This is a genomic window from Acinetobacter sp. C32I (assembly GCF_023702715.1).
In the GTDB taxonomy this organism is placed as follows: Bacteria; Pseudomonadota; Gammaproteobacteria; order Pseudomonadales; family Moraxellaceae; genus Acinetobacter.
This window is the reverse complement of sequence record NZ_CP098480.1, coordinates 3,828,126-3,849,284: the sequence shown is the minus strand read 5'-3', so window position 1 is coordinate 3,849,284 and position 21,159 is coordinate 3,828,126. Positions and strand designations below refer to the sequence as shown.

The 21,159-nt window shown below is 41.2% G+C and carries 16 protein-coding genes and 1 tRNA gene; 4 read left to right on the top strand and 13 right to left on the bottom strand.

Annotated elements, in window-relative coordinates:
* Positions 1–21: 21 nt before the first annotated feature.
* The gene (gene prpF / locus NDN13_RS18380) at positions 22–1,209 is read right to left on the bottom strand and encodes a 2-methylaconitate cis-trans isomerase PrpF (protein WP_251116481.1); all 1,188 of its coding nucleotides are present in this window, start codon (positions 1,207–1,209) and stop codon (positions 22–24) included.
* Positions 1,210–1,581: 372 nt separating this feature from the next.
* Here prpF and NDN13_RS18375 point away from each other — a divergent pair, with 372 nt between their 5' ends.
* Both NDN13_RS18375 and NDN13_RS18370 read left to right on the top strand, forming a co-directional pair.
* Entirely contained in the window at positions 1,582–2,940 is a 1,359-nt protein-coding gene (locus tag NDN13_RS18375; protein WP_251116480.1) for an amino acid permease, read from the top strand.
* 69 nt (positions 2,941–3,009) lie between these two features.
* A tRNA-Arg gene (locus NDN13_RS18370) sits at positions 3,010–3,082 on the top strand.
* A 39-nt stretch (positions 3,083–3,121) separates the two neighbouring features.
* On the opposite strand, the gene NDN13_RS18365 is transcribed toward NDN13_RS18370, so the two are convergent.
* The 5 genes from NDN13_RS18365 to NDN13_RS18345 all read right to left on the bottom strand — a co-directional run bounded on the left by NDN13_RS18365 (position 3,122) and on the right by NDN13_RS18345 (position 9,617).
* Positions 3,122–4,534 (bottom strand): glutamine synthetase family protein, encoded by a 1,413-nt coding sequence (locus NDN13_RS18365; protein WP_251116479.1) that lies wholly within the window; start codon positions 4,532–4,534, stop codon positions 3,122–3,124.
* Positions 4,535–4,692: 158 nt separating this feature from the next.
* Positions 4,693–5,253, bottom strand: coding sequence for a phosphatase PAP2 family protein (locus NDN13_RS18360; RefSeq protein WP_251116478.1), 561 nt, complete (start codon positions 5,251–5,253; stop codon positions 4,693–4,695).
* A 213-nt stretch (positions 5,254–5,466) separates the two neighbouring features.
* Positions 5,467–6,576, bottom strand: coding sequence for a porin (locus NDN13_RS18355; protein WP_251116477.1), 1,110 nt, complete (start codon positions 6,574–6,576; stop codon positions 5,467–5,469).
* A 141-nt stretch (positions 6,577–6,717) separates the two neighbouring features.
* Positions 6,718–8,055, bottom strand: coding sequence for a CitMHS family transporter (locus NDN13_RS18350; protein ID WP_167249676.1), 1,338 nt, complete (start codon positions 8,053–8,055; stop codon positions 6,718–6,720).
* A gap of 482 nt (positions 8,056–8,537) precedes the next feature.
* Positions 8,538–9,617 carry an AraC family transcriptional regulator gene (locus NDN13_RS18345; protein ID WP_251116476.1) on the bottom strand — a complete coding sequence of 360 codons (1,080 nt, stop codon included), beginning with the start codon at positions 9,615–9,617 and terminating at the stop codon, positions 8,538–8,540.
* 131 nt (positions 9,618–9,748) lie between these two features.
* Here NDN13_RS18345 and NDN13_RS18340 point away from each other — a divergent pair, with 131 nt between their 5' ends.
* The gene (locus tag NDN13_RS18340; RefSeq protein WP_251116475.1) at positions 9,749–11,209 is read left to right on the top strand and encodes a coniferyl aldehyde dehydrogenase; all 1,461 of its coding nucleotides are present in this window, start codon (positions 9,749–9,751) and stop codon (positions 11,207–11,209) included.
* Between the two features lie 59 nt (positions 11,210–11,268).
* On the opposite strand, the gene NDN13_RS18335 is transcribed toward NDN13_RS18340, so the two are convergent.
* From NDN13_RS18335 to NDN13_RS18325, 3 genes are read right to left on the bottom strand one after another with little or no spacing between them, the layout of a single operon-like run.
* The gene (locus NDN13_RS18335) at positions 11,269–11,946 is read right to left on the bottom strand and encodes a DUF799 domain-containing protein (protein WP_251116474.1); all 678 of its coding nucleotides are present in this window, start codon (positions 11,944–11,946) and stop codon (positions 11,269–11,271) included.
* Complete coding sequence (locus tag NDN13_RS18330; RefSeq protein WP_004803014.1) at positions 11,943–12,311, bottom strand: DUF4810 domain-containing protein; 369 nt, start codon at positions 12,309–12,311, stop codon at positions 11,943–11,945. The genes NDN13_RS18335 and NDN13_RS18330 overlap by 4 nt, the downstream gene beginning before the upstream one ends.
* A gap of 17 nt (positions 12,312–12,328) precedes the next feature.
* Positions 12,329–13,000 carry a CsgG/HfaB family protein gene (locus tag NDN13_RS18325; protein ID WP_005322629.1) on the bottom strand — a complete coding sequence of 224 codons (672 nt, stop codon included), beginning with the start codon at positions 12,998–13,000 and terminating at the stop codon, positions 12,329–12,331.
* A 465-nt stretch (positions 13,001–13,465) separates the two neighbouring features.
* Here NDN13_RS18325 and NDN13_RS18320 point away from each other — a divergent pair, with 465 nt between their 5' ends.
* The gene (locus tag NDN13_RS18320) at positions 13,466–15,091 is read left to right on the top strand and encodes a long-chain fatty acid--CoA ligase (RefSeq protein ID WP_251116473.1); all 1,626 of its coding nucleotides are present in this window, start codon (positions 13,466–13,468) and stop codon (positions 15,089–15,091) included.
* 29 nt (positions 15,092–15,120) lie between these two features.
* On the opposite strand, the gene NDN13_RS18315 is transcribed toward NDN13_RS18320, so the two are convergent.
* Genes NDN13_RS18315 through kdpB form a run of 4 tightly spaced genes read right to left on the bottom strand, consistent with a single transcriptional unit; the run spans position 15,121 to position 21,149 of the window.
* Positions 15,121–15,819 carry a response regulator gene (locus tag NDN13_RS18315; RefSeq protein ID WP_251116472.1) on the bottom strand — a complete coding sequence of 233 codons (699 nt, stop codon included), beginning with the start codon at positions 15,817–15,819 and terminating at the stop codon, positions 15,121–15,123.
* A 10-nt stretch (positions 15,820–15,829) separates the two neighbouring features.
* Positions 15,830–18,478, bottom strand: a complete 2,649-nt coding sequence (locus NDN13_RS18310; RefSeq protein WP_251116471.1) for an ATP-binding protein — start codon at positions 18,476–18,478, stop codon at positions 15,830–15,832.
* 13 nt (positions 18,479–18,491) lie between these two features.
* The gene (gene kdpC, locus NDN13_RS18305) at positions 18,492–19,127 is read right to left on the bottom strand and encodes a potassium-transporting ATPase subunit KdpC (RefSeq protein ID WP_251116470.1); all 636 of its coding nucleotides are present in this window, start codon (positions 19,125–19,127) and stop codon (positions 18,492–18,494) included.
* A gap of 9 nt (positions 19,128–19,136) precedes the next feature.
* A complete protein-coding gene (gene kdpB / locus NDN13_RS18300) occupies positions 19,137–21,149 on the bottom strand; it encodes a potassium-transporting ATPase subunit KdpB (RefSeq protein WP_251116469.1) in 2,013 nt (670 codons plus the stop codon).
* Positions 21,150–21,159: the final 10 nt, after the last annotated feature.

The window sequence follows — 21,159 nt, the reverse complement described above, 5'->3', positions numbered from 1 at the left end:
TCAAATAACACAATACACAAATTAGAAAGTATCACCTGGTACACGCACCCAGCCTTCCATCAGCACACGTGCGCTACGACTCATAATGGCTTTTTTCACCGCCCATTTACCATCAATCAATTCAGCTTGAGCGCCCACGCGCAAAGTCCCAGATGGATGACCAAAGCGCACTGCTTCACGCTCACCACCACCTGCAGCTAAATTTACCAAGGTACCCGGAATAGCTGCAGCTGTCCCAATTGCCACCGCCGCAGTTCCCATCATGGCATGATGTAATTTACCCATCGACAAGGCACGTACCAATAAGTCCACATCACTGGTCTCAACGGGTTTACCGCTGGATGAGCTATAACTTTTTGGTTGTGAGACAAAGGCAATTTTAGGCGTATGCTGACGCGCAGCTGCTTCTGAAATATCTTTAATCAAACCCATATGTACTGCGCCATAGGCACGAATTTTCTCAAAACGTGCTAAAGCTGCGGCATCAGCATTAATCTGATCTTGTAATTCTGTCCCTTGATAGCCAATATCTTCGGCATTCAGGAAAATGGTCGGAATACCTGCATTAATAAATGTGGCTTGGAATGTGCCGACGTCAGGAACGGTCAATTGATCGACTACATTTCCTGTCGGGAACATATCGCCGCCTTCTTCACCATCATCAGCGGGATCTAAAAATTCAATTTGTACTTCTGCTGCGGGGAATGTCACACCATCTAGTTCAAAATCACCGGTTTCCTGCACCTGACCATTGCTCACAGGAACATGTGCAATAATGGTTTTTTGGATATTCTTCTGCCAGATCCGTACTGTGCAAATGCCATTCTCAGGAATACGCGCTGCATCAACCAAACCATTTGAAATTGCAAATGAACCTACTGCTGCGGTTAGGTTGCCACAGTTACCACTCCAGTCGACAAACGGCTGATCAATTGAAACTTGGCCAAATAAATAATCAACGTCATGTTCTGGCTGTGCACTTTTTGCCAAAATAACGGTTTTACTGGTACTTGAGGTTGCTCCCCCCATCCCATCAATCTGTTTGCCATAAGGGTCTGGACTGCCAATCACACGCAGAAGAAGTTGATCACGTGCCTTGCCCGCTACTTGTGCCGCTTCAGGTAAATCATCCAGTTTGAAAAATACACCTTTACTTGTCCCCCCACGCATATAAGTTGCTGGGACTTTTATTTGCGGTACTGAGCTCATGTCAATGTCTTCCTTTTATCATGTTCTTGGTGCAGATTGGTTTTGAATCTAAAGGTACTGCACGGCCATCAAAAATACCATACGACCAATGGTTTTGGGATTGGTCATAATGTGTAAAATCTGTGCATTATAGTGAGTAGATTTCAAGACTTTCACAATGGCAAAAATACCATTCCATCCGTCGGGAAAAACAAGGACTTTATTTAACTGTATAAATTTACAGCAAATTTCATTTTAATATTCATCTAAATATAAGATTTTCAATAACTTTTAAAAACAACTTTCCAGTCATAGCATCGCTGTACTTTTACTAGGCGAAAATCTTTGAATCTATTAGAATAATCCAGTTAATTCCTCGTCGAGCTCAGTCCTTTGAACAACGATTCTTCTCAACTTCAGCGTGGACTAAAAAACCGCCATATCCAACTCATTGCGATGGGTGGAGCGATTGGTACGGGCTTATTTTTAGGTTCTGCGCAAATTATCCAGTCTGCTGGGCCATCTATTATTTTGGGGTATGCGATTGGCGGCTTGATTGTTTTTCTAATCATGCGTCATTTAGGTGAAATGATTGTTGAAGAACCTGTTGCAGGTTCATTTAGCCATTTTGCTTATAAGTATTGGGGTAAATTTCCAGGTTTTATCACTGGCTGGAATTATTGGGTACTGTATATCCTTGTCGCAATGACTGAGCTAACGGCAGTAGGTAAATACATTAATTACTGGTGGCCACAAATCCCCGCTTGGCAGTCTGTATTGTTCTTCTTTGTCGTGATTACGGCAGTGAACCTGACCAATGTTAAATTCTATGGTGAATCAGAGTTCTGGTTAGCGATCATCAAGGTGACTGCTGTCGTTGCCATGATCTTGTTTGGTCTGTTCTTACTCTTTACTGCGGATGCAAACTCAACAGCTTCATTTAGCAATCTATGGTCACATGGCGGCTTTTTCCCGCATGGCTTCGATGGCTTGTTCTATATGCTGGCTTTCTTGATGTTTGCCTTCGGGGGCATTGAGCTGATTGGTATGGCCGCAGCAGAAGCCAAAGATCCAAAGACCACCATTCCTAAAGCGATTAACCAAGTGGTGATTCGTATTTTAGTGTTCTACGTGGGTTCGCTTGCTATTCTCTTATCACTTGTGCCTTGGAATCAGTTGGATCTCGGTGGCTTAGATAAAAGTCCATTTGTAATGATTTTCAGTCAAATGGGGATTGGTTGGGCAGCGCATTTACTTAACTTTATTATCCTGACAGCAGCATTATCCGTCTATAACAGCGGTATGTATGCCAATAGCCGAATGGTATTTGGTTTGGCTCAACAAGGTAATGCACCAAAAATCTTTACCAAAACCAATAAACAAGGTGTTCCTGTTCCTGCCGTACTTCTCTCGGCTTTCCTGATCTTCGGCTGTGTATTACTCAACTACTTTGTACCAGAAGATGCATTAGGTCATTTGATGTATGTGGTTGTTGGTGCGCTTGTTTTAAATTGGGCCATGATCAGCTTAACCCATTTAAAATATAGACGTCATATCAAAAAAGCTCAAATCAAGACGTCGTACCCAGCTTTATGGTCTCCATTCAGTAACTATCTTGTTTTAGCATTTATTGGTGTGGTGCTGTATATCATGTGGCAACAAGGCTTCAAAGAATCAGTACTGATGATTCCGATCTGGATCGTTGCCATGTTTATTTTCTATAAGTTTTTAAATCGTAAAACTGAAAATTAACAGTTGATCGGTTTCATCAAAAAGTGATTGCTTCTGCAATCACTTTTTTGTTTATAATCATAAAATTATGCGCTTATAGCTTAACTGGATAGAGCAGTTGCCTCCTAAGCGACCGACGTGGGTTCGAGTCCCGCTGAGCGCATAACCCATCTTCATTTTGCTTATGCAGTGATGGAGGACTTTAAATATCCCAACTCTTTTCGATCGCTGTAATTTGGCTATAAACACTTTGATATTCAGCCTGCTTTAGCGTACACCAAAGCGTGGCAAAGTCCTTCCCCAAGTACTCGATTAAAACCGAATTGGCTTGGAATAATTGCAATGCCTGCATTTGCTCAGTCGGCAAGAACACATGCTCACTTTTCAGTTTTAACTGATGCGCTTGCTTTGGAATATCTAATCCCTGTGTTAGACCATGCAATGTACCGATCAAAATTGTAGCGACAGCCAAATAAGGATTACAATCTGCTCCTGCCACGCGGTATTCCAGTCTCTGATTTTCTTGATCTGAGCACGGAATACGAATCGCCACATTACGATTATTCAGCCCCCAATTGGCCTCAAGCGGCACATGATGACCCAATTTAAAACGTCTAAAAGAGTTCAGATTGGGCGCTAAAATCGCCATTGAATCAGGCATCAAGAACAGTAATCCACTCACCGCTTTTAATAAATTATCAGAGATTTTTTCTTGTGCCGAACTAAAAAGATTCCCCTGATTCTGATCTAAAAGACTCATATGGAAGTGCATACCACTGCCCGCCTTATGCATATCAGGCTTGGCAAGGAAGTTTGCACGTAGTCCATGTTTATTCGCAATCTGCTTGATGGTTCTTTTCAGCAACATAATCTGATCGCATAAGCTCAATAGATCCGTCGTATGTTGCAGATTAATCTCATACTGACCTAAAGAGGATTCAGAAACGATTCCTGTAATTTGAATGCGCTGTCGTTTTGCGACTGCTTCGATCTCATTCAGAATATTTTGGTAATGATCGGAGGTATTAATATCAAAGCATTGGCTTACCGATTCTTCAACCTCATCAGCCTCACTTAAAGGCTGTAGATAGAACTCGACTTCGGCAGCGATACAGGGAAAGTAACTTTTATCATGAACTTGAGAGAGTATTTTTTTCAACATATTGCGAGGTTCAAATATGCAATCTTGCTGATGATCATCCTTCATACTGAGCAGTAGTTGGGCTGTTGTTTCTGGCTCAAGTGCGTGTGGTTTCAATGTTCCTAAAACAGGTTCACATAAATGATCAGGCTCTCCAATATATTTACCCAGTCCTGTCTCTTCAATCACTTTGCCATCCAAACTCATAGCATAGATCGACAATGGAAAATAACAGCCTTTACTCAGGTTTTTGAGGCAACCGACATCTATACGTTTACCGCGTAAATGTCCATTTAAGTCACATAAATAAATATCGACGTGTTGGGTCTGTGGATAATGTTTTAAATAAGTTTCAACTTCTTCTATAAATCGTTTTTTTAGCGTAGGACCATCAATATCATTGTTGCAGATTGCTGTTTGAATATACTTTTTAAGCGCAGATGGATGATTGATCTCAACAAGTACAGCACTCATAGCTGAAAGCTCAAGTTATATAGATAAATTTAGCTTAGTTGAGGCTGTACTAGAAGTAACGTAAACAGTGCGTAAACTCTTGGGGTAATCGAATAATTTTTTTATAACTCAGACAATAAAAAACGGAGTCAAACTCCGTCTTTATTAGTTTAAAATTTCTAGTCCGCAATGCGAATGATTTTTAACCTTCTGATTCGGATTGCCAATTCTTTCAGTGCATAATTGACTAATACAACCAGCATAAAACCAATCACAAAAGAACCAATCACATCGAATGGGAAGTGAACACCTACAAAAACTCTCGATAGTCCGACAATGACACTACACAACAATCCAATCAGACCAATCTTTTTAAAACCCGCCATCCAATAAGAAAAGCCAATAATCACAACCGTTATCGTATGCTGACTTGGGAAAGATGAACTTGAACCGTGACCAATTAACTTATGACCTAAGTCGATTTGAAATGGTCGAGGATGATGATAAAAGAATTCAATAATGTCACTTAGAAGTAAAGAAAACAGTACAATCACTAAAGTTTTGGCAAATAAAAGACTATATGTTTTCCATTGGATCACCAATAAAAATACAAGAAAACTGATAAATACTGTATTTAAATCTTCTGCTAAAAAAATTGCGATTTTATCTAAAACTGGATGCTCTTTTGCAAAAGCATTTACACTATTAAACAAAGAGATATTTAAATCTTTAAACATCATTTCCTTTTCTATCCACACTATCCATGAAGATCAATGCGCTCAATATACAGGATAATAATGAAGAAATTATTAATAATTTTTATATTTTATTATTCACATATTCCAAAACATTAAAATTGAATATTCATTGTCTTTCTTCGCGCAGACAAAGCAACAAAAGCATCAATAAATAGAATAAACGTCCCCTATTCATTGATGCTAATTAACTGAAAATTAGAACTTAAATTCTAAACCCGTCCCTGCAATTGGCTGCTTGTCTTTAGCACTTGCCTGCTCAAATGTTGAGTATCCAGCATAACCATAAACTTTCACTTGTTTGTTAAAGGAATAATCCGTCCCTAACAATAATTGCTTGGCATCGAAATCAGCTTCATTGCTTTTAAAGCTGGTGCTGTTTTGGCTATATTGTGCTTTTACTGTCCATTTTGACTGATTCGGCAACTTGTATTCCGCACCAATGAGCCAGCCTTGTGAATCATCAATGTTGATTGCAGCCTCATCATTCCCCTTTTTATCAGCGACCTTCGAGGTTTGGTATAGCGTTTTCAGTGCTAGGCCTTCAATTGGTGTTAAACGACCAATCACACGCACGGTATTCGCAGCAGCAAAGACTTCATCCACTTGCGTTTCAGTCTCAGCTGCATTTAATAAACCGTGTCCCAGAAAATCACTTGGAATCGCTTTGTCATAACCAACACCAACCAAAAACACAGGATGACTATAGCTCAACGATGCCGACCATGCATCACCTAGACCACGACCTGCAGCATTCACACCACCACGTTTATCATCTTCAATGCCTCTACTCTCACCTGTTGCAAGTAAAACACTGGCTTCTAAGTTACCACCATTCAAGGCAATTTCAGGTGAATCATAGACCACCACATTATTGACACGATTCTCACCTGTCATAATGCCGGTGATATCCGCTTTATTACTGATATAGTTATTAAAACTATCAACAGGACTGGATAAATCTTTTAATGGGGTATTATGTTTACCAATTTTGACTGTACCCAAACGATCATCTTTTAATCCGACAAAACGATTACGTTGCGACCAATCAGTTTTGTCGCCATCCGCATAAAATGCCCATTCCGCTAAATAAACCGCACTCAAGTTTTCGGTTAATTTTTCTTCACCCTTAATCCCAACAAATGAGCTATTGCTATTTACTTTCCATACATCATGGTCTGCTGAGTTCGCATTTTTTTCTGGTAGATAATCAATACTGGCATCAATTTCTCCATAAAATTTTGGTGCTGCAAATGCAGAACAGGTCGCAATACTCATCATCGTTGCGAGTGCAAGTTTCATCTTCATTGTTATGTTCCTAACCATCTAAAAAAGTGTAAAAAATCTCTATTTCACTGTGTTTCAAGCAAAATTTAGAATTAAGTGGGAATGCGTAAATAAGTATGCTTTTATATTCTCATGAATATAAAAGCATTATAACAATTTGATTTACATATTATAAAATGGAAATACACCAAATATTAAGGCACTGCCCATCAACACGCAGCAAGTAATAAATGCCCATTTCAAAGTGAATTTCTGATGATCACCCATTTCTACCGCAGCCAAACCACAGAGTAAGTAGGTTGAAGGAACCAACGGTGATAATAAATGGATCGGTTGTCCAATAATCGATGCACGTGCGATTTCAACTGGTGCAATGCCATAGTGCGACGCTGCTTCTGCCAAAATCGGTAGAACACCAAAATAAAAGGCATCATTAGACATAAAAAAGGTTAAAGGCATACTTAAGACACCCGTAATTGGTGCCAAATAAGGTCCCATGCTCGGTGGAATCACCGCAACGAAACCTTTAGACATGGCCTCAACCATACCTGTGCCCGATAAAATCCCTGTAAAAACACCCGCAGCAAAGATTACACCCACTACTGCTAAGACACTGTCTGCATGCATGGCAATACGCTTTTTCTGCATGTTGACACACGGATAGTTCACCACCAATGCAATACAGAAACCTAGCATAAATAAGATCGACATCGGTAAAATCCCTTTTACCAAAGACGCCATCAAGACTAAGGTCAAAATACCGTTAAACCAACGTAAATGTGGACGTTGTGCTTCTGGATCTTTTGAAATCGAAATATCATCTGCATGGCTAATATCGACCAGTTCAATCACGCCTAAACGTTTGCGTTCATACATGCCATACAGATAAGCCAAGAAGAATAACCAAGCAGCCGCCACAATCATCGATGGAATCATCGGAATGAAGACTTCACTGGCATCAACTTGTAATGCACTTGCAGCACGGGCTGTTGGTCCACCCCATGGCGTCAAATTCATCACACCACTACAAAGCAACATCAAGCAGGTCATGATCAATGGATTCATGCCAACACGTTTGTATAGTGGCATCATTGCCGCCACACAAATCATATACGTGGTTGAACCATCACCATCTAAAGAAACCAATAATGTGAGAAAAACTGTACCTAAAGTGATTTTTAATGGATCACCTTTTACTTTCTTTAAAATCCATCTTACCGAAGGGTCAAATAACCCCGAATCAATCATTAAGGCAAAATATAAAATAGCGAAAAGAAGCATGACGCCTGTTGGTGCGAGCTTTTTAATACCCTCTAACATGGTATTGCCAAGTTCGGCCAATTGAATATGACTTAAGCTGTCAAAATAAAAACCTAAGCCCCAAGCGATAATAGCGAATATGAATGGGATTAAAATTAATGCAACTAATGCACTGAGACGTTTTGACATGATCAAATACATAAAGCACATGATCATGCTGATACCTAAAAAAGTCAGCATTGAATGCAATCCTTAGCATAATAAGTTTTTTTTAATGGGTAGACCTACCCTAATCCAGCACAGATTCTATGCGATTTAACTTTAGCTAATTCATTTAATTTAATTATATAGTGAACACATCCATTCACATGAAAAATACCTTAAAAGTATACAAATATACTTTTATTATAAAACTTTAATTATTAATATATTTTTCCAAAAAAAATTAGACTACCCGATCAAAACACCTGAATAGTAAATAAACAAAGGACCATTTAGCCAAAATATTAATGCATTATTATGGTGCGTTTTTTGATTGAAAAATAATACATTCCATTGAATGATAATTAAAACAAATATCATTTATTTATAATTCTACTATTTAAATTAAAATAAAAGCGGACTAAATACCCGTTCAAGCTTATTCCAGAATAATAACAAGTATTATTAATGAGAGATATTAAAAATAAATTAAAAAATTCATATTTTGAGAATAAACATAATTATTTAAACTCAATTTCCACATTCTTATGCACTCTATACTCATTTGGTGAAATCCCAACCCAATTACGATAGGCTTTTCTAAAATTTGAGGTATCAGAAAACCCTAAACGCTCAGCAATTTCATCAATGCTCAGGCTAGTTGCCAAATACTCATCCGCAAGCCGCCTTCTGGTACTGTCTAAAATCTCTTGATAACTGATATCCACATCGGCTAAACGGCGATACAAAGTCCGCTTGGATAAATGCAAGTGATCTGCCATCTGTTGTGCCGTTGGAAAGCTTCCCACTGCATCTAATAAAATGAGTCGAATGCTACGGACTAATTCAGGTTCTTGTTCATTGTCATCTGTAGCTAACATGCGCTCACAAAAAGATTGGCACATATCTGCAGTAATCGGATTGGCATTCGGACACGGTTTATCAAGCCAATCAAGATCAAAATGCCATTGCATCACATCAGCATCAAACTCGACTGGACAGCGAAAGACTTTTTCATACTCTGCCGCATACGCTGGGGCGGGATAAGGCAGTAATAATTTTTTCGCTTGAAAGGGTGCTTCCAAAACACATTCAATCAAGGTTTGCATCGAACTAAACCAAAATTCACACACCAAAGGCAATAATTGACCCAGCGCAATAATTTCATGACCTTCAAAAATGGCAACTTGCTTTTGAATTGAAAAGCTTTTCTTAAGGACGGGAGCCGCGAGTTTGATATGGCGAATACCAAACTCCACGGCTTGTTGAAAATTACGAGAGGAAGACAGCGCATAACCATAAACGCCAAAGTCAGATAAACGTTGCTTTTGCCCAGCTCGCATGCCAATCAGCGGATCTTTAGATAAACGCTGAATGGTTTTAAACAGTTGTAATTTTTGATAGGGGGAAATATGAGAGGCTGCACTATTCAGCGCATCTTGAGAAATGCCTGTGCCCGCTAAAACCTCATCCAAACGATAACCTTGCTGTTGCATGGCTTCTAGCAGACTAGTTAAACCAAGGATCGGCGTACCTTGAGCCAATTGATTTTGATCATAACGTGCTTCGACCAATGTTGAGCTCATCTCCTGTTTACGCATTTTTTCACCTCATCCCTTGAGTGATGATGCATAATGGCACTAAATTACCTTTTGTTGTCTCAATTTAACATCGACTACAAATCTCATCAATCATAAAGTCTATTCTACTAATAAGCATGAAAGGAGCAACAATGACACTTTCAACTTCACAAGCCTTCAGTGATCCTGCAACCGAGCATATGTATTCGGTTTTTAATCAGCAACGTGCTGCTTTTGATGCTCAGCCCTACCCAGATCTCGATGCTCGTCGTACCAAATTATTGCAAATAAAAAAACAAATTATCCGTTATCAGGATGTGATTGCGACTGCAATTAATACCGACTTTAGTTCACGCTCAGTAGATGAATCAAAACTGCTTGATTTACTCGGTTCAGTGCTTGAAGCAGAACATGCGATTCGTCATGTCCGCCGTTGGATGCGACCAAGTAAACGTAGCACTGAACTGCTATTTTTATCCAATCACCTACGTGTGCAATATCAGCCTAAAGGTGTAGTGGGTGTCATTGTTCCGTGGAACTTCCCTGTTTATTTAGCCTTGGGACCCTTAATTGCCGCAATTGCAGCAGGCAATCGGGTGATGATCAAACTACCAGAAGTGACTCCTGCAACCAATGCCGTAGTTAAACGAATGCTGGCTGAGATTTTCAGTGAAGATGAAGTAGCTGTTTTTGGTGAAGAGATCCTTGATCCAGCACAATTCACCTCACTGCCCTTCAACCATATTGTATTTACAGGTTCACCTGCGATTGGTCGGGTGGTGATGCGTGCGGCAGCAGATAATTTAACCCCAGTCACCTTAGAACTTGGTGGTAAATCCCCAGCTTTAATTAGCCGTAATTACCCACTGGCCGATGCAGCAAAACGTGTTTTACACGGCAAAGCCACCAACTGTGGTCAGATCTGCGTTGCGCCTGACTATGCACTGGTGCCAAAAGAAAAAGTGGATCAATTCGTTGCAGAATGCCAAGCGAATTTCACTGCGATGTATGGCAAAAATATTAGCCAAAACTCCAACTACACCTCAATTGTGAATGATCGCCATCTAAAACGTTTGCTTGATATCTTAGATGATGCCAAAGCCAAAGGCGCTCAAATCATTGCCTGTGGCGAATATGATCGTGACAAAGATGCACGTAGTATGCCTGTACATATCGTCCTGAATTGCACCCCAGAGATGCGAATTCTTAAAGAAGAGCTATTTGGCCCAGTTTTACCTGTGGTTGCTTACGATACCTTGGATGAGGCTATTGATTATATTCAAGCGGGTGAACGACCTTTGGCCTTATATCTCTTCACCCATGATGCCAATGAACGTGATTATGTCTTAAAGCAGACTCATTCAGGCGGTGTGACCTTGAATGATTGGGGCTGGCATGTGGTCAATCACGATGCACCATTTGGTGGTATTGGTAACTCGGGCATGGGCACATATCATGGCGAAGAAGGTTTCCGTGAGCTTTCCCATGCAAAAACTGTTTTTGCACGCCATCGCTTCTTCCCAACACAGTTGTTCTATCCACCTTATGGGACTTGGGTACAGAAACTCGCCTTACGTTTCTTCTTGAAACAAGGTGATCCAAATATTAAATAAGATTCGAGAATAAAAAAGCCTCATCAAGAGGCTTTTTTATTCTGCAGATGAAACATGAATTACTTCACTACACCATCTTGTTGGTATTTCGGTGAACGAGGTCCATAGAGCAAGCCCAAACCAGGGTTATGCTGTGTCGGGGTAAAGAGTTGGGTATTTACAATCGTTGCCAAGGGATAAGCACGATCATTTAAGCTCCCCGCAATTTGTTCAACCAATGCCCCGACCAGTGCAGTGAGTAAATCATTGTTGCCACTATTGCTGGATTGCACGGCTTTCTTTTCACCCGACCAAAGCGTCTCATTGGTTTTTAAATCGACCAGTTTTGCTTCCACACTCACCGTTGCAACACTTTGAATGACTTGATACTGAGAACCATATTCTTTAATTCGAATATACAAAGCCGCATCAGCACCAAAGATTTCCTGCAATTTCTGTGTCGAAATGCTTTGTGCGTCATGACCATTGGTCACACCGTTCTCTTTAAACATTGTGTCGACCACAGCAATTGGAAAGACGTAATAGCCTGCTTCAGCAACAGGCATAACGACTGTCGGCCAATAACTATAGGTTGCCTTTACATCTGGGGAATCATTGACAGGTGGCAACACCAAAATAGATTTCGGCATATGCTGTTTATACGCCGTCATATCCTTATTTACCGCTGGAGATGAAGCACAGCCCGTCAAGACCAAACCCGTAAGCAAAAGGCTGACAACTAAAAATGTCTTGATCATGGCTGCGTCGATCCCACATTGGTATTCATTTTCCGCAACAGCCGATCCATCAGCACCGCTGATTCAGGATAAACTTGTCGTTCCAATTGAAAATATTCAGCTGCTTTCTGTGCATTATTCACTTGTAAAGATAGCCATCCTAGATGTGCATATAAGCCTGGTGGAACAGCCAGATTCTTCGCCTTGGCTTTTTCAATTTCCGCTTCTAACTTAATGATTTGTGCACTCGGTGTGGCTTTTTCTGGCTGGTTATACATCAGATAAGTCTGTTGCGTATAAGAGCCCCAACTATATAAAGATTGAGGCCCAGCTGCACAGCCAACCAAGCCGATCGTGATTAGACTGCTGAACAGAATTTTTTTCATTTTACAGCGGTCCAGTTTTATTGCGCAGTCCAACGATTATTCTGAATATCAGTCACCAAGTTATTCACTGCTTCACGTACAGCCAAGTCTAAAACTTTACCATTTAAAGTCGAATCATAAGATGCGGTAGAACCAAAACCCAGTACTTCACGCGCACTCAATGCATATTCCCCCGCACCTTGTACTGAATGTACAATCTCTGAGGTTTTTACATCCACAATATTCAAGTTCACTTTGGCATATGCAATTTGCTGTTTACCGCGCCCTAAAATCCCAAATAATTGCTGATCACCCACTTCTTTGCGACCAAATTCAGACACATCACCTGTGATCACATAACGTGCACCTTTAATGCTTTGAGTGCTGTTGCTAAATCCCACTTCTTGTTTAAGTTCAGACAAATTATCGCGATTTAGAACCGAGAAATAACCCGTTTGCTGTAAATGCGTTTCTAAAATAGTTTTCGCCTGCCCACCAAGACGATCAACATTGTCAGAGAAAATGCCTCTCATATAACTAGAACGATTATCAAACTTACCAATCGAAACAGGTACTTTCACCCCGTTATATTTAATCTGTTGAACTGCTGCCGTCACTTGAGGACTTTGAATTGATTTAGATGTTTCTGTGGTTGAGCAGGCCATTAAGCCAAAAGTACTGAATACTGTCACTGCTAATAATTTTTTCATTTTGACTCAAATAAGCAAGATATAAAAAAGTCTCACCAGTATATACTAAAAAGCTGAAAACAGCTTATTAGCTTTTACACACTAAGCCATTATTAATTATAATAAAATTTATTTCACAGTCTCGTGAATATTACACATTATAAGTACATGATTATCGTTCAATCTGCTGGAATAACCGAGAATCCCCCTTACGCCTTGGCTCAATCAGATAAAATGATCATTAAAGTTTTAATATGAATAAAATTTGCTTTCATATTGACCACTATTTATCTCAATGCTACTTTCATTTTGCTACACCTAAAGTTCTCTCCATAGCCAAGCTGTGCTACATCTCTAGATAGATCATTCACCCTAAATTTGCCTATTAAATATCATTTTATTTCAGCTAGTAACTATAAACAGTAAGATAATCAACCTTATGTTCACCTCTTAATTGAACAAATCAACCCGCAAAAAGGATAAAAAATGTTTGGAAAAATGATACATCAGGATTTATTGATTAGTAACTTAATTGAGCATGCAGCAAAATACCATGCAGATACTGCCATTTTTTCACGTGAAGTCGATGGTCAGCTGAGCACAACGGATTGGAAACACATCCAGCAGAATAGTAAACGCTTAGCAAATGCTTTCAAGGCGTTTAATTTAACAGAGGGTGATCGTATTGCCACAATCGCATGGAATAACCGCCGTCACTTAGAATCATGGTATGCCATTTCCGGATGTGGTTATGTTTGTCACACCATTAACCCTCGATTATTTCTAGAACAGTTGACCTTTATTATTAATGATGCCCAAGATAAAGTTATTTTCTTCGACATTACATTTTTGCCATTAATCCGTGCCATTAAGGATCAAGTTCCTTCGGTTGAAAAATTTATCTGTTTAAGTGCCTATGATGAAAGCGTTGCCACCGCACTTCCAAACGTTATTTTCTATGATGCATTAATTCAAGATCAATCCGTAGAATTTGATTGGCCACAATTCAAAGAAGAAACACCGAGCTCCTTATGTTATACCTCCGGCACGACGGGGAATCCCAAAGGTGTGTTATATAGCCATCGTTCGACCTTACTGCATAGTATGGCCATTGCACTCCCCGACTCGTTAAACATATCTGCTCGAGATATTGTCATGCCAGTAGTGCCTATGTTCCATGTCAATGCATGGGGCATTCCCTATGCAGCAGCAATGGTAGGGAGTTCTCTAATTCTGCCTGGACCACATTTAGATGGTGATAGCCTCGTTCGTTTAATTGATGATTATAAAGTGACAGTGGCATTGGGCGTTCCGACCATTTGGCAGGGCTTATTAGTTGCTGCTAAAAAAATAGGCAGCCGCTTAGAAAGTATGCAGCGTAATGTTGTTGGTGGTGCAACCTGTCCACCCTCTATCATCCGTGAATTTAGAGACACTTATCATTGTGACACGATTCATGCATGGGGGATGTCAGAAATAAGTCCCTTGGGCACAGCCAATCAACCCAAAGCAAAACATGCCTCGTTAAATCCTACAGAACTTGAGAAATTGCGCCAAAACCAAGGTCGTCCACCTTTTGGTATAGAATTACGTATTGTTGATGAAAAGAGTACAACACCGCTCGCAAATGATGGGCATACACAAGGAAACCTACAAGTTCGTGGTCCATGGGTTGTTGATCACTATTTTAATCAAGAAAAAAGTTCTCTGACTTCAGATGGTTGGTTTGATACTGGTGATATCGCAACCATTGATTCTGATGGTTACATGACCATCCGTGATCGTGCCAAAGATTTAATCAAATCTGGCGGTGAATGGATTTCATCTGTTGAAATAGAGAATATTGCAGTGGGCCATCCTGAAATTCGTATGGCTGCAGCAATTGCTGCACAGCATCCCAAATGGGATGAACGTCCAATCTTAATTGTGGTAAAACAAGAGCACTCCACTTTAACTGAAGAAGATGTGCTTGAATATTTTGCCGATAAAACTGCATCTTGGCAGATTCCTGACGCCGTGATTTTTGTTGATGCTCTGCCTATCAATGGTACGGGGAAAATTGTGAAGGCCGAGCTACGTGCAAAATATGGTGATTTTTTACTAAAATCATAATAGCTAAATACAGCGACAAAATGATTTCACTATTCACCAAAGCGTAGCCCTACACCCGCAATGGTGAAAATGTACTTAGGTGTCACTGCGGAATCCCCTATTTTAGTTCTGAGTTTTTTTACCAAGATTCTAAGATAGTGGGTATCCTCTTCATGCGTAATGCCCCATAACTCGGTCATGATTTGTTTTTGTGTCACGATCTTGCCCTGATGACGAATCAATAAAGCCAGCAACTGAAATTCTTTTTTGGTTAGGGTAATGTCCTCGCCTGCCAGTTTGGCTGCATGTTCAGCCACATCAACCCAGAGCTGTCCATCATTAAACATCAGATTGTGTTCTGCCTGTTGTGGCTTATTGCGGAACATCACCCGAATACGCGCACAGAGCTCCTGAATGCTAAATGGCTTGGTGACATAGTCATTCGCGCCTGCATCTAACAGTTTAATTTTTTGATTTTCATCTGGACGGGCCGACAAGACAATCACAGGAATATCTGACCATTGTCGCAACTCAAGCAATACCGCCTGCCCATCCATATCCGGTAGGCCCAGATCCAGAATCAACAAATCAGCACCACGCGTCGCCAAAACCTCTAATCCTTTCATACCATTTTCAGCCACATGTACCTGATAACCCTGTGCACGTAAGGCAATGTCTAAAAACTTCCGAATTTGTGGCTCATCATCAATAATCAGAATTGATGCTTGTGAATGAAATGATTGCGGCATAAAAGTGGTTTTAATCCTGATGCAGTGGTAATCGTATTCTAATTAAGGTGCCCTGACCATATGTGCTCGCTAGGGCTTCGATACTGCCCATATGCGCTCCAATAATCGCTTTGACAATAGCAAGACCTAAACCAGTTCCTGTTTTACCACGATCGCCACGTTGCATGGTATAGAACATATCAAAGATTTGCTCTCGCTCATCCTCTGGAATACCAACACCTTGGTCCATGATATCAATTTGCAGGAATTGATCTTGTTGTCGAATCCGCACCTCAATCGGCACATCATCAGGTGAAAACTTGGCTGCATTTTCCAACACATTAAAAATAGCCTGCTCAATCAATGCGGGATGCACATGCAATTGCGGCAAGTCTTCTGGCATTTCAACATGAATATTAACCTTGGGCTGATAGCGTTTCAGTCGCTGTGTCGCTGAACCAATCAGTTCTTCTACCCCAATCCAGTCGCGACTGAGACTCAAACCTTGATGGCCAAGTCGGGTCATATCCAGTAGGTTTTGAATATAACGATCCAGCCGCTCACCTTCAACATGAATGGTGTCCAATAAGCTTTCACGATCTTCTACCGACATCTGCTCAGCATAGTATTTCAAACTATCCGCCGACCCAATCATGGCCGCCAAAGGTGAACGTAAATCATGGGAGACCGATGACAATAATGCAGAACGTAATTTTTCAGTTTCAGCCACCACACGGGAGTTCTCTAGCTGTAAAGACAATTGCACTCGCGAAGTGGTTTGCGCAATATCATCAATCATCAACTCAGCCAAACGCTGCTGCTCAAAATTAATGGTTTCGGTTTTTTGATTAAACCGAAGTGCAATTACCCCATAACCTCCCACCAGATTCAATGGATTAAACCACCATTCGGATTGGGTTAAGGTATTGGTAAAGCGCCCACAAGGCTTGGCATTTTTCTGAGTCCAATTGGCCGCGATCTGATCTTTTTCATTTAATAAACGGCTATCGCCTAATTCCTGTGTACCAACTCTTAACCACACCGTTGCATTTAAAGAACTCTCTAGATGTTGCTTGGCGATATTTAACACCTGTTCGATATCGACACAACTGGATAATTTGCGCTCCAACTCCTGCATTTGTAAAGACACTGAATTGGCAGCACGTAAACTCAGGACCTGAGCGCGTAATTGATTGGCTAAGCGCCCCACCAATAAGGCCGAAGCAATAAAGATAACAATGGTGATCACACCACGTTCCGCACTAATCCTGAGGGTAAATCGCGGTTCAATAAAGAAATAGTTATAGAGCACGAAGCAAATCACCACACTCAAAATGGTGATCAGCATCCTCGCCCGCATTGCAACCACCAGCACGGTGACCACAAAAATTAAAGCCAATTCGCTATAACCAATAAAATGATCGCTCACCGTTGCCACAATTAAGCCCAATAAGACAATCAAAATACTCTCAATGATCTCACGTGGATTAAAAGCCAAGCCTTGTTCCAACCAAGCAGCACCGTCCCGATCAGTTTGCAGCTTGGATTCATTCACTTTGGCTTTTAAAGGTTGAACAAAAGTGATCTCAAAAGGATGCTGTTTTTCTAAGAGTTGGTCGGCAATATGATCTGAAAACAGACGTTGCCAGAGTGACTTTTTAGGACTCTTCCCCAATAAAATATTGGATGCACCATAATCATAGGCCGCCTGTAAAATGGTCGATGCAATATGATTACTATGTAACAAATAGGTATCGGCACCCAGCTTACGCGCCAAGTTAAATGCTTTGGTCACGGCTAATGTCTGGGTTGTGGTTTTCTGGCTCTTTTGGATCGAAATCACACTCCAGATTGCATTGCGTCTTTCTGCAATACGATGTGCCCGCCGTACCAGATCTTCAGAAAATTCTGATCCATCAATCGCCAACATCACATGATTTTGAATCGGGATAATCTGCCCTTGCGCAACAAACTTCTCTCGATAATCAATTTCAACTTGCCCTGCAACGGTTTGAATCGCCAGATCACGTAAAGCCGTTAAATGGGCGGGTTTAAAAAATCCTTGTAATGCTTGAGGTGCAACATCAGCGAAATAAATTTTTCCATGATTCATGCGTTCTAATAGTTCTGGTACAGGCAAATCCACCAAACGGATGTCTTTCAATCGTTTTAATAATGCATCGGGAACAGTTTCACTGACCCGAATCCCAGTAATCTGATAGACCACATCATTCAGACTTTCCAAATGCTGAATATTTAAGGTGCTATAGACATCAATGCCTGCATCCAGTAATTCATTGACATCTTGCCAACGATATTCATGCCGACTGTTTGGCACATTGCGATGTGCGAGTTCATCCACCAACACGATTTCAGGCTTTAATTTGAGAATTTGATCGAGGTCCATCTCTTCCAGCATCCGACCTTGATATTCCACAGCCTTTCTTGGAATCACATTGAGGCCTTGAATCAAACGCTCGGTATCAGATCGACCGTGGGTTTCGACCACTCCAACCATTACATGCTGACCTTGTTGCATCAGTTCATGCGCTCGAGTCAACATAGCATAGGTTTTTCCCACGCCAGGTGCTGCACCCAAGAAAATGGTTAAACGTCCAGATTGTTCACGTTGACTATGAGCCAACCATGCATCTGCTTTGTTATTACGGTCAATCTGCATAAAAGAGGCTCTATCAATGAGGTGTAGATGACAATTGATCTAAGGCTAGATTCAACTGCAGTACATTGACTCGTGCTTGCCCATATAAACCAAACTGCGCAGGCTGAATCTGTTGTTGCACCAAATCTCGCAATTGTTGCTCTGCTAAATGACGTTGCTCAGCCACTCGCTTCACCTGTAACAATGCACTCTCCGGTGAAATATCGGGGTCAATCCCACTGCCTGATGCTGTGACCATATCGTTCGGTACGTGTTGCTCTGAAATATGATTATGCTGGGCAAATTGCACAGTTCTTTCCTTAATTTGTTTTTGTAAATCAGGATTAGAGACCGCTAAATTACTGCCGGCCATTCCATCTACACTGTAACTTACCGCACTGGGGCGGCCATGGAAATATTGTTCACCAACAAAATGTTGCCCCACCAAACTTGAACCAACAACTCTGCCATCAAGTTGGATTAAGCTACCATTGGCCTGCTTCGGAAAAATTAACTGAGCAATCGATACACTCACAGCAGAATATAAGACACCTGCGACAAGGAACCCCACCAAGATCAAACCAAGGCTTGGACGTAACATCGAATGTACTGGATTGGGTAATGGTAGGTCCTGTTTATTCAATTGCTCATGATTCAATAAAGTATTCATCTCTCACTCCTAAATCCACAAGGACACAATAAGGTCAATCAACTTGATTGCAATAAACGGAAAGATCACGCCACCTACACCGTAAATCAGCATATTACGGCGTAACAATTGCAATGCACTGGCGGGTTTGAATTGCACCCCTCTCAATGCCAATGGGATCAACATCGGAATAATCAGTGCATTAAAAATCAAGGCTGAAATTACTGCACTGCTTGGACTACTGAGTTGCAGAATATTCACCCCCCCAAGTTGTGGAATTGCTATTGCAAACAGTGCAGGTAAGATCACAAAGTATTTGGAGACATCATTTGCCAGAGAAAAGGTGGTTAAGGCGCCACGGGTAATCAATTGTTGCTTCCCAATTTCCACCACATCCAGCAGTTTAGTTGGATCGGAATCCAAGTCCACCATATTGCCTGCTTCTTTTGCGGCTTGAGTACCGGAGTTCATGGCCAAGCCAATATCCGCCTGTGCCAAGGCAGGTGCATCATTAGTCCCATCACCCACCATTGCCACCAGTTTACCTGCCGCTTGTTCTTTACGGATGCAAGCCAATTTATCTTCAGGTTTGGCCTCTGCAATATAGTCATCCACACCCGCTTCTGCGGCAATCGCTGCTGCGGTCAACGGATTGTCTCCTGTGACCATGATGGTTTTAATACCCATCTCACGTAACAGTGCAAAGCGCTCCTTAATCCCAGACTTGATTACATCCGAGAGCTCAATCACCCCTAAAATACTGTGATTAGAAGCCACTACGAGGGGTGTCGCACCTTTTGATGCCACTTGTTCAACACGAGTTTTAAGTTCAATGTTGTCCTTAATCTCTTGATTAGTAAATCTAAGAATGGCGTCGACAGCACCCTTACGAATCTTTTGCCCTGTGACCAAATCCACACCAGACAACCGTGTCGAGGCACTAAACTGAATGAATTCGGCATCTTGAGGCTCACGAATACTCTCTCCCATTTCTTTACCCAAACTCACCACGGATTTACCTTCAGGGGTTGGATCAGCAAAAGAGGTCAGCATGGCTGCTTGGCGCAATTCACTTGGCGTTACACCTGCCAATGGATAAAAGGCGGTGGCTTGACGGTCGCCATAGGTGATCGTGCCAGTTTTGTCCAATAGCAACACATCAATATCACCTGCAACTTCAACCGCTTTCCCTGATTTGGCTAAGACATTGGCTTTTAAAGCACGGTTCATCCCAGCAATTCCAATCGCAGGCAGCAAGCCTCCTATTGTGGTTGGAATCAAACATACCAACAGTGCAATCAACAAGACGATGCTGATTTTTATGCCAACCATAGAACCAATAAAAGGTAAGCTTGCCACCACCACAATAAAGGTAATGGTCATGATGTTAAGCAAAATACTGAGTGCAATCTCATTCGGTGTTTTTTGGCGGTTGGCACCTTCAACCAAAGCAATCATGCGGTCTAAGAAACTATGACCTGCTTCATTACTCACCCGAATAATAATTTCATCGGACAAGACCTTAGTCCCACCAATCACCCCTGAACGATCAGTATGAGCTTCACGCAATACGGGCGCAGACTCCCCTGTAACAGCTGATTCATTGATGGTGGCAAAGCCTTGAATAATCTCCCCATCCGCAGGGACTATCTCACCTGCTTTGACGATGACAAGATCATCCTTCTTGAGTAAATTTGCAGAAATGGTATTCGGTATCGCATTTAAATCGAGGATACGATTTGCGGTTAAGTTTTCACGGGCCTGACGCAATGATGCTGCTTGTCCGCGACCTTTGGCTTCTGCAACCGCTTCTGCATAATTGGCAAATAAGACCGTCACCAATAAGATCAGACTCAACAGCAGACCAAAACCGAAGCTGGCACTGCCCATCACGGTTGCGGCAATGGTTAAGATTGTTCCCACCCAGACACAGGCCATCACTGGGTTTTTAAAAGCATACTGTGGCAACAGTTTATGAAAAGTTTGCTGAATAATTTCTTTATTCAAAATATCCATTTGTTGTGTCACATTTGAATGTTTCATTGTTGTCGCT

Bases quoted from the DNA above. Each gene is read 5' to 3' on its own strand.
- NDN13_RS18325 (WP_005322629.1), bottom strand. From the start codon at position 13,000: ATGAAAAAATTATTAGCAGTGACAGTATTCAGTACTTTTGGCTTAATG.
- NDN13_RS18310 (WP_251116471.1), bottom strand. From the start codon at position 18,478: ATGCAGATTGACCGTAATAACAAAGCAGATGCATGGTTGGCTCATAGT.
- NDN13_RS18350 (WP_167249676.1), bottom strand. From the start codon at position 8,055: ATGCTGACTTTTTTAGGTATCAGCATGATCATGTGCTTTATGTATTTG.
- NDN13_RS18340 (WP_251116475.1), top strand. From the start codon at position 9,749: ATGACACTTTCAACTTCACAAGCCTTCAGTGATCCTGCAACCGAGCAT.
- NDN13_RS18355 (WP_251116477.1), bottom strand. From the start codon at position 6,576: ATGAAGATGAAACTTGCACTCGCAACGATGATGAGTATTGCGACCTGT.
- kdpB (WP_251116469.1), bottom strand. From the start codon at position 21,149: ATGAAACATTCAAATGTGACACAACAAATGGATATTTTGAATAAAGAA.
- kdpC (WP_251116470.1), bottom strand. From the start codon at position 19,127: ATGAATACTTTATTGAATCATGAGCAATTGAATAAACAGGACCTACCA.
- NDN13_RS18345 (WP_251116476.1), bottom strand. From the start codon at position 9,617: ATGCGTAAACAGGAGATGAGCTCAACATTGGTCGAAGCACGTTATGAT.
- NDN13_RS18330 (WP_004803014.1), bottom strand. From the start codon at position 12,311: ATGAAAAAAATTCTGTTCAGCAGTCTAATCACGATCGGCTTGGTTGGC.
- NDN13_RS18315 (WP_251116472.1), bottom strand. From the start codon at position 15,819: ATGCCGCAATCATTTCATTCACAAGCATCAATTCTGATTATTGATGAT.
- NDN13_RS18320 (WP_251116473.1), top strand. From the start codon at position 13,466: ATGTTTGGAAAAATGATACATCAGGATTTATTGATTAGTAACTTAATT.
- NDN13_RS18365 (WP_251116479.1), bottom strand. From the start codon at position 4,534: ATGAGTGCTGTACTTGTTGAGATCAATCATCCATCTGCGCTTAAAAAG.
- NDN13_RS18335 (WP_251116474.1), bottom strand. From the start codon at position 11,946: ATGATCAAGACATTTTTAGTTGTCAGCCTTTTGCTTACGGGTTTGGTC.
- NDN13_RS18360 (WP_251116478.1), bottom strand. From the start codon at position 5,253: ATGATGTTTAAAGATTTAAATATCTCTTTGTTTAATAGTGTAAATGCT.
- prpF (WP_251116481.1), bottom strand. From the start codon at position 1,209: ATGAGCTCAGTACCGCAAATAAAAGTCCCAGCAACTTATATGCGTGGG.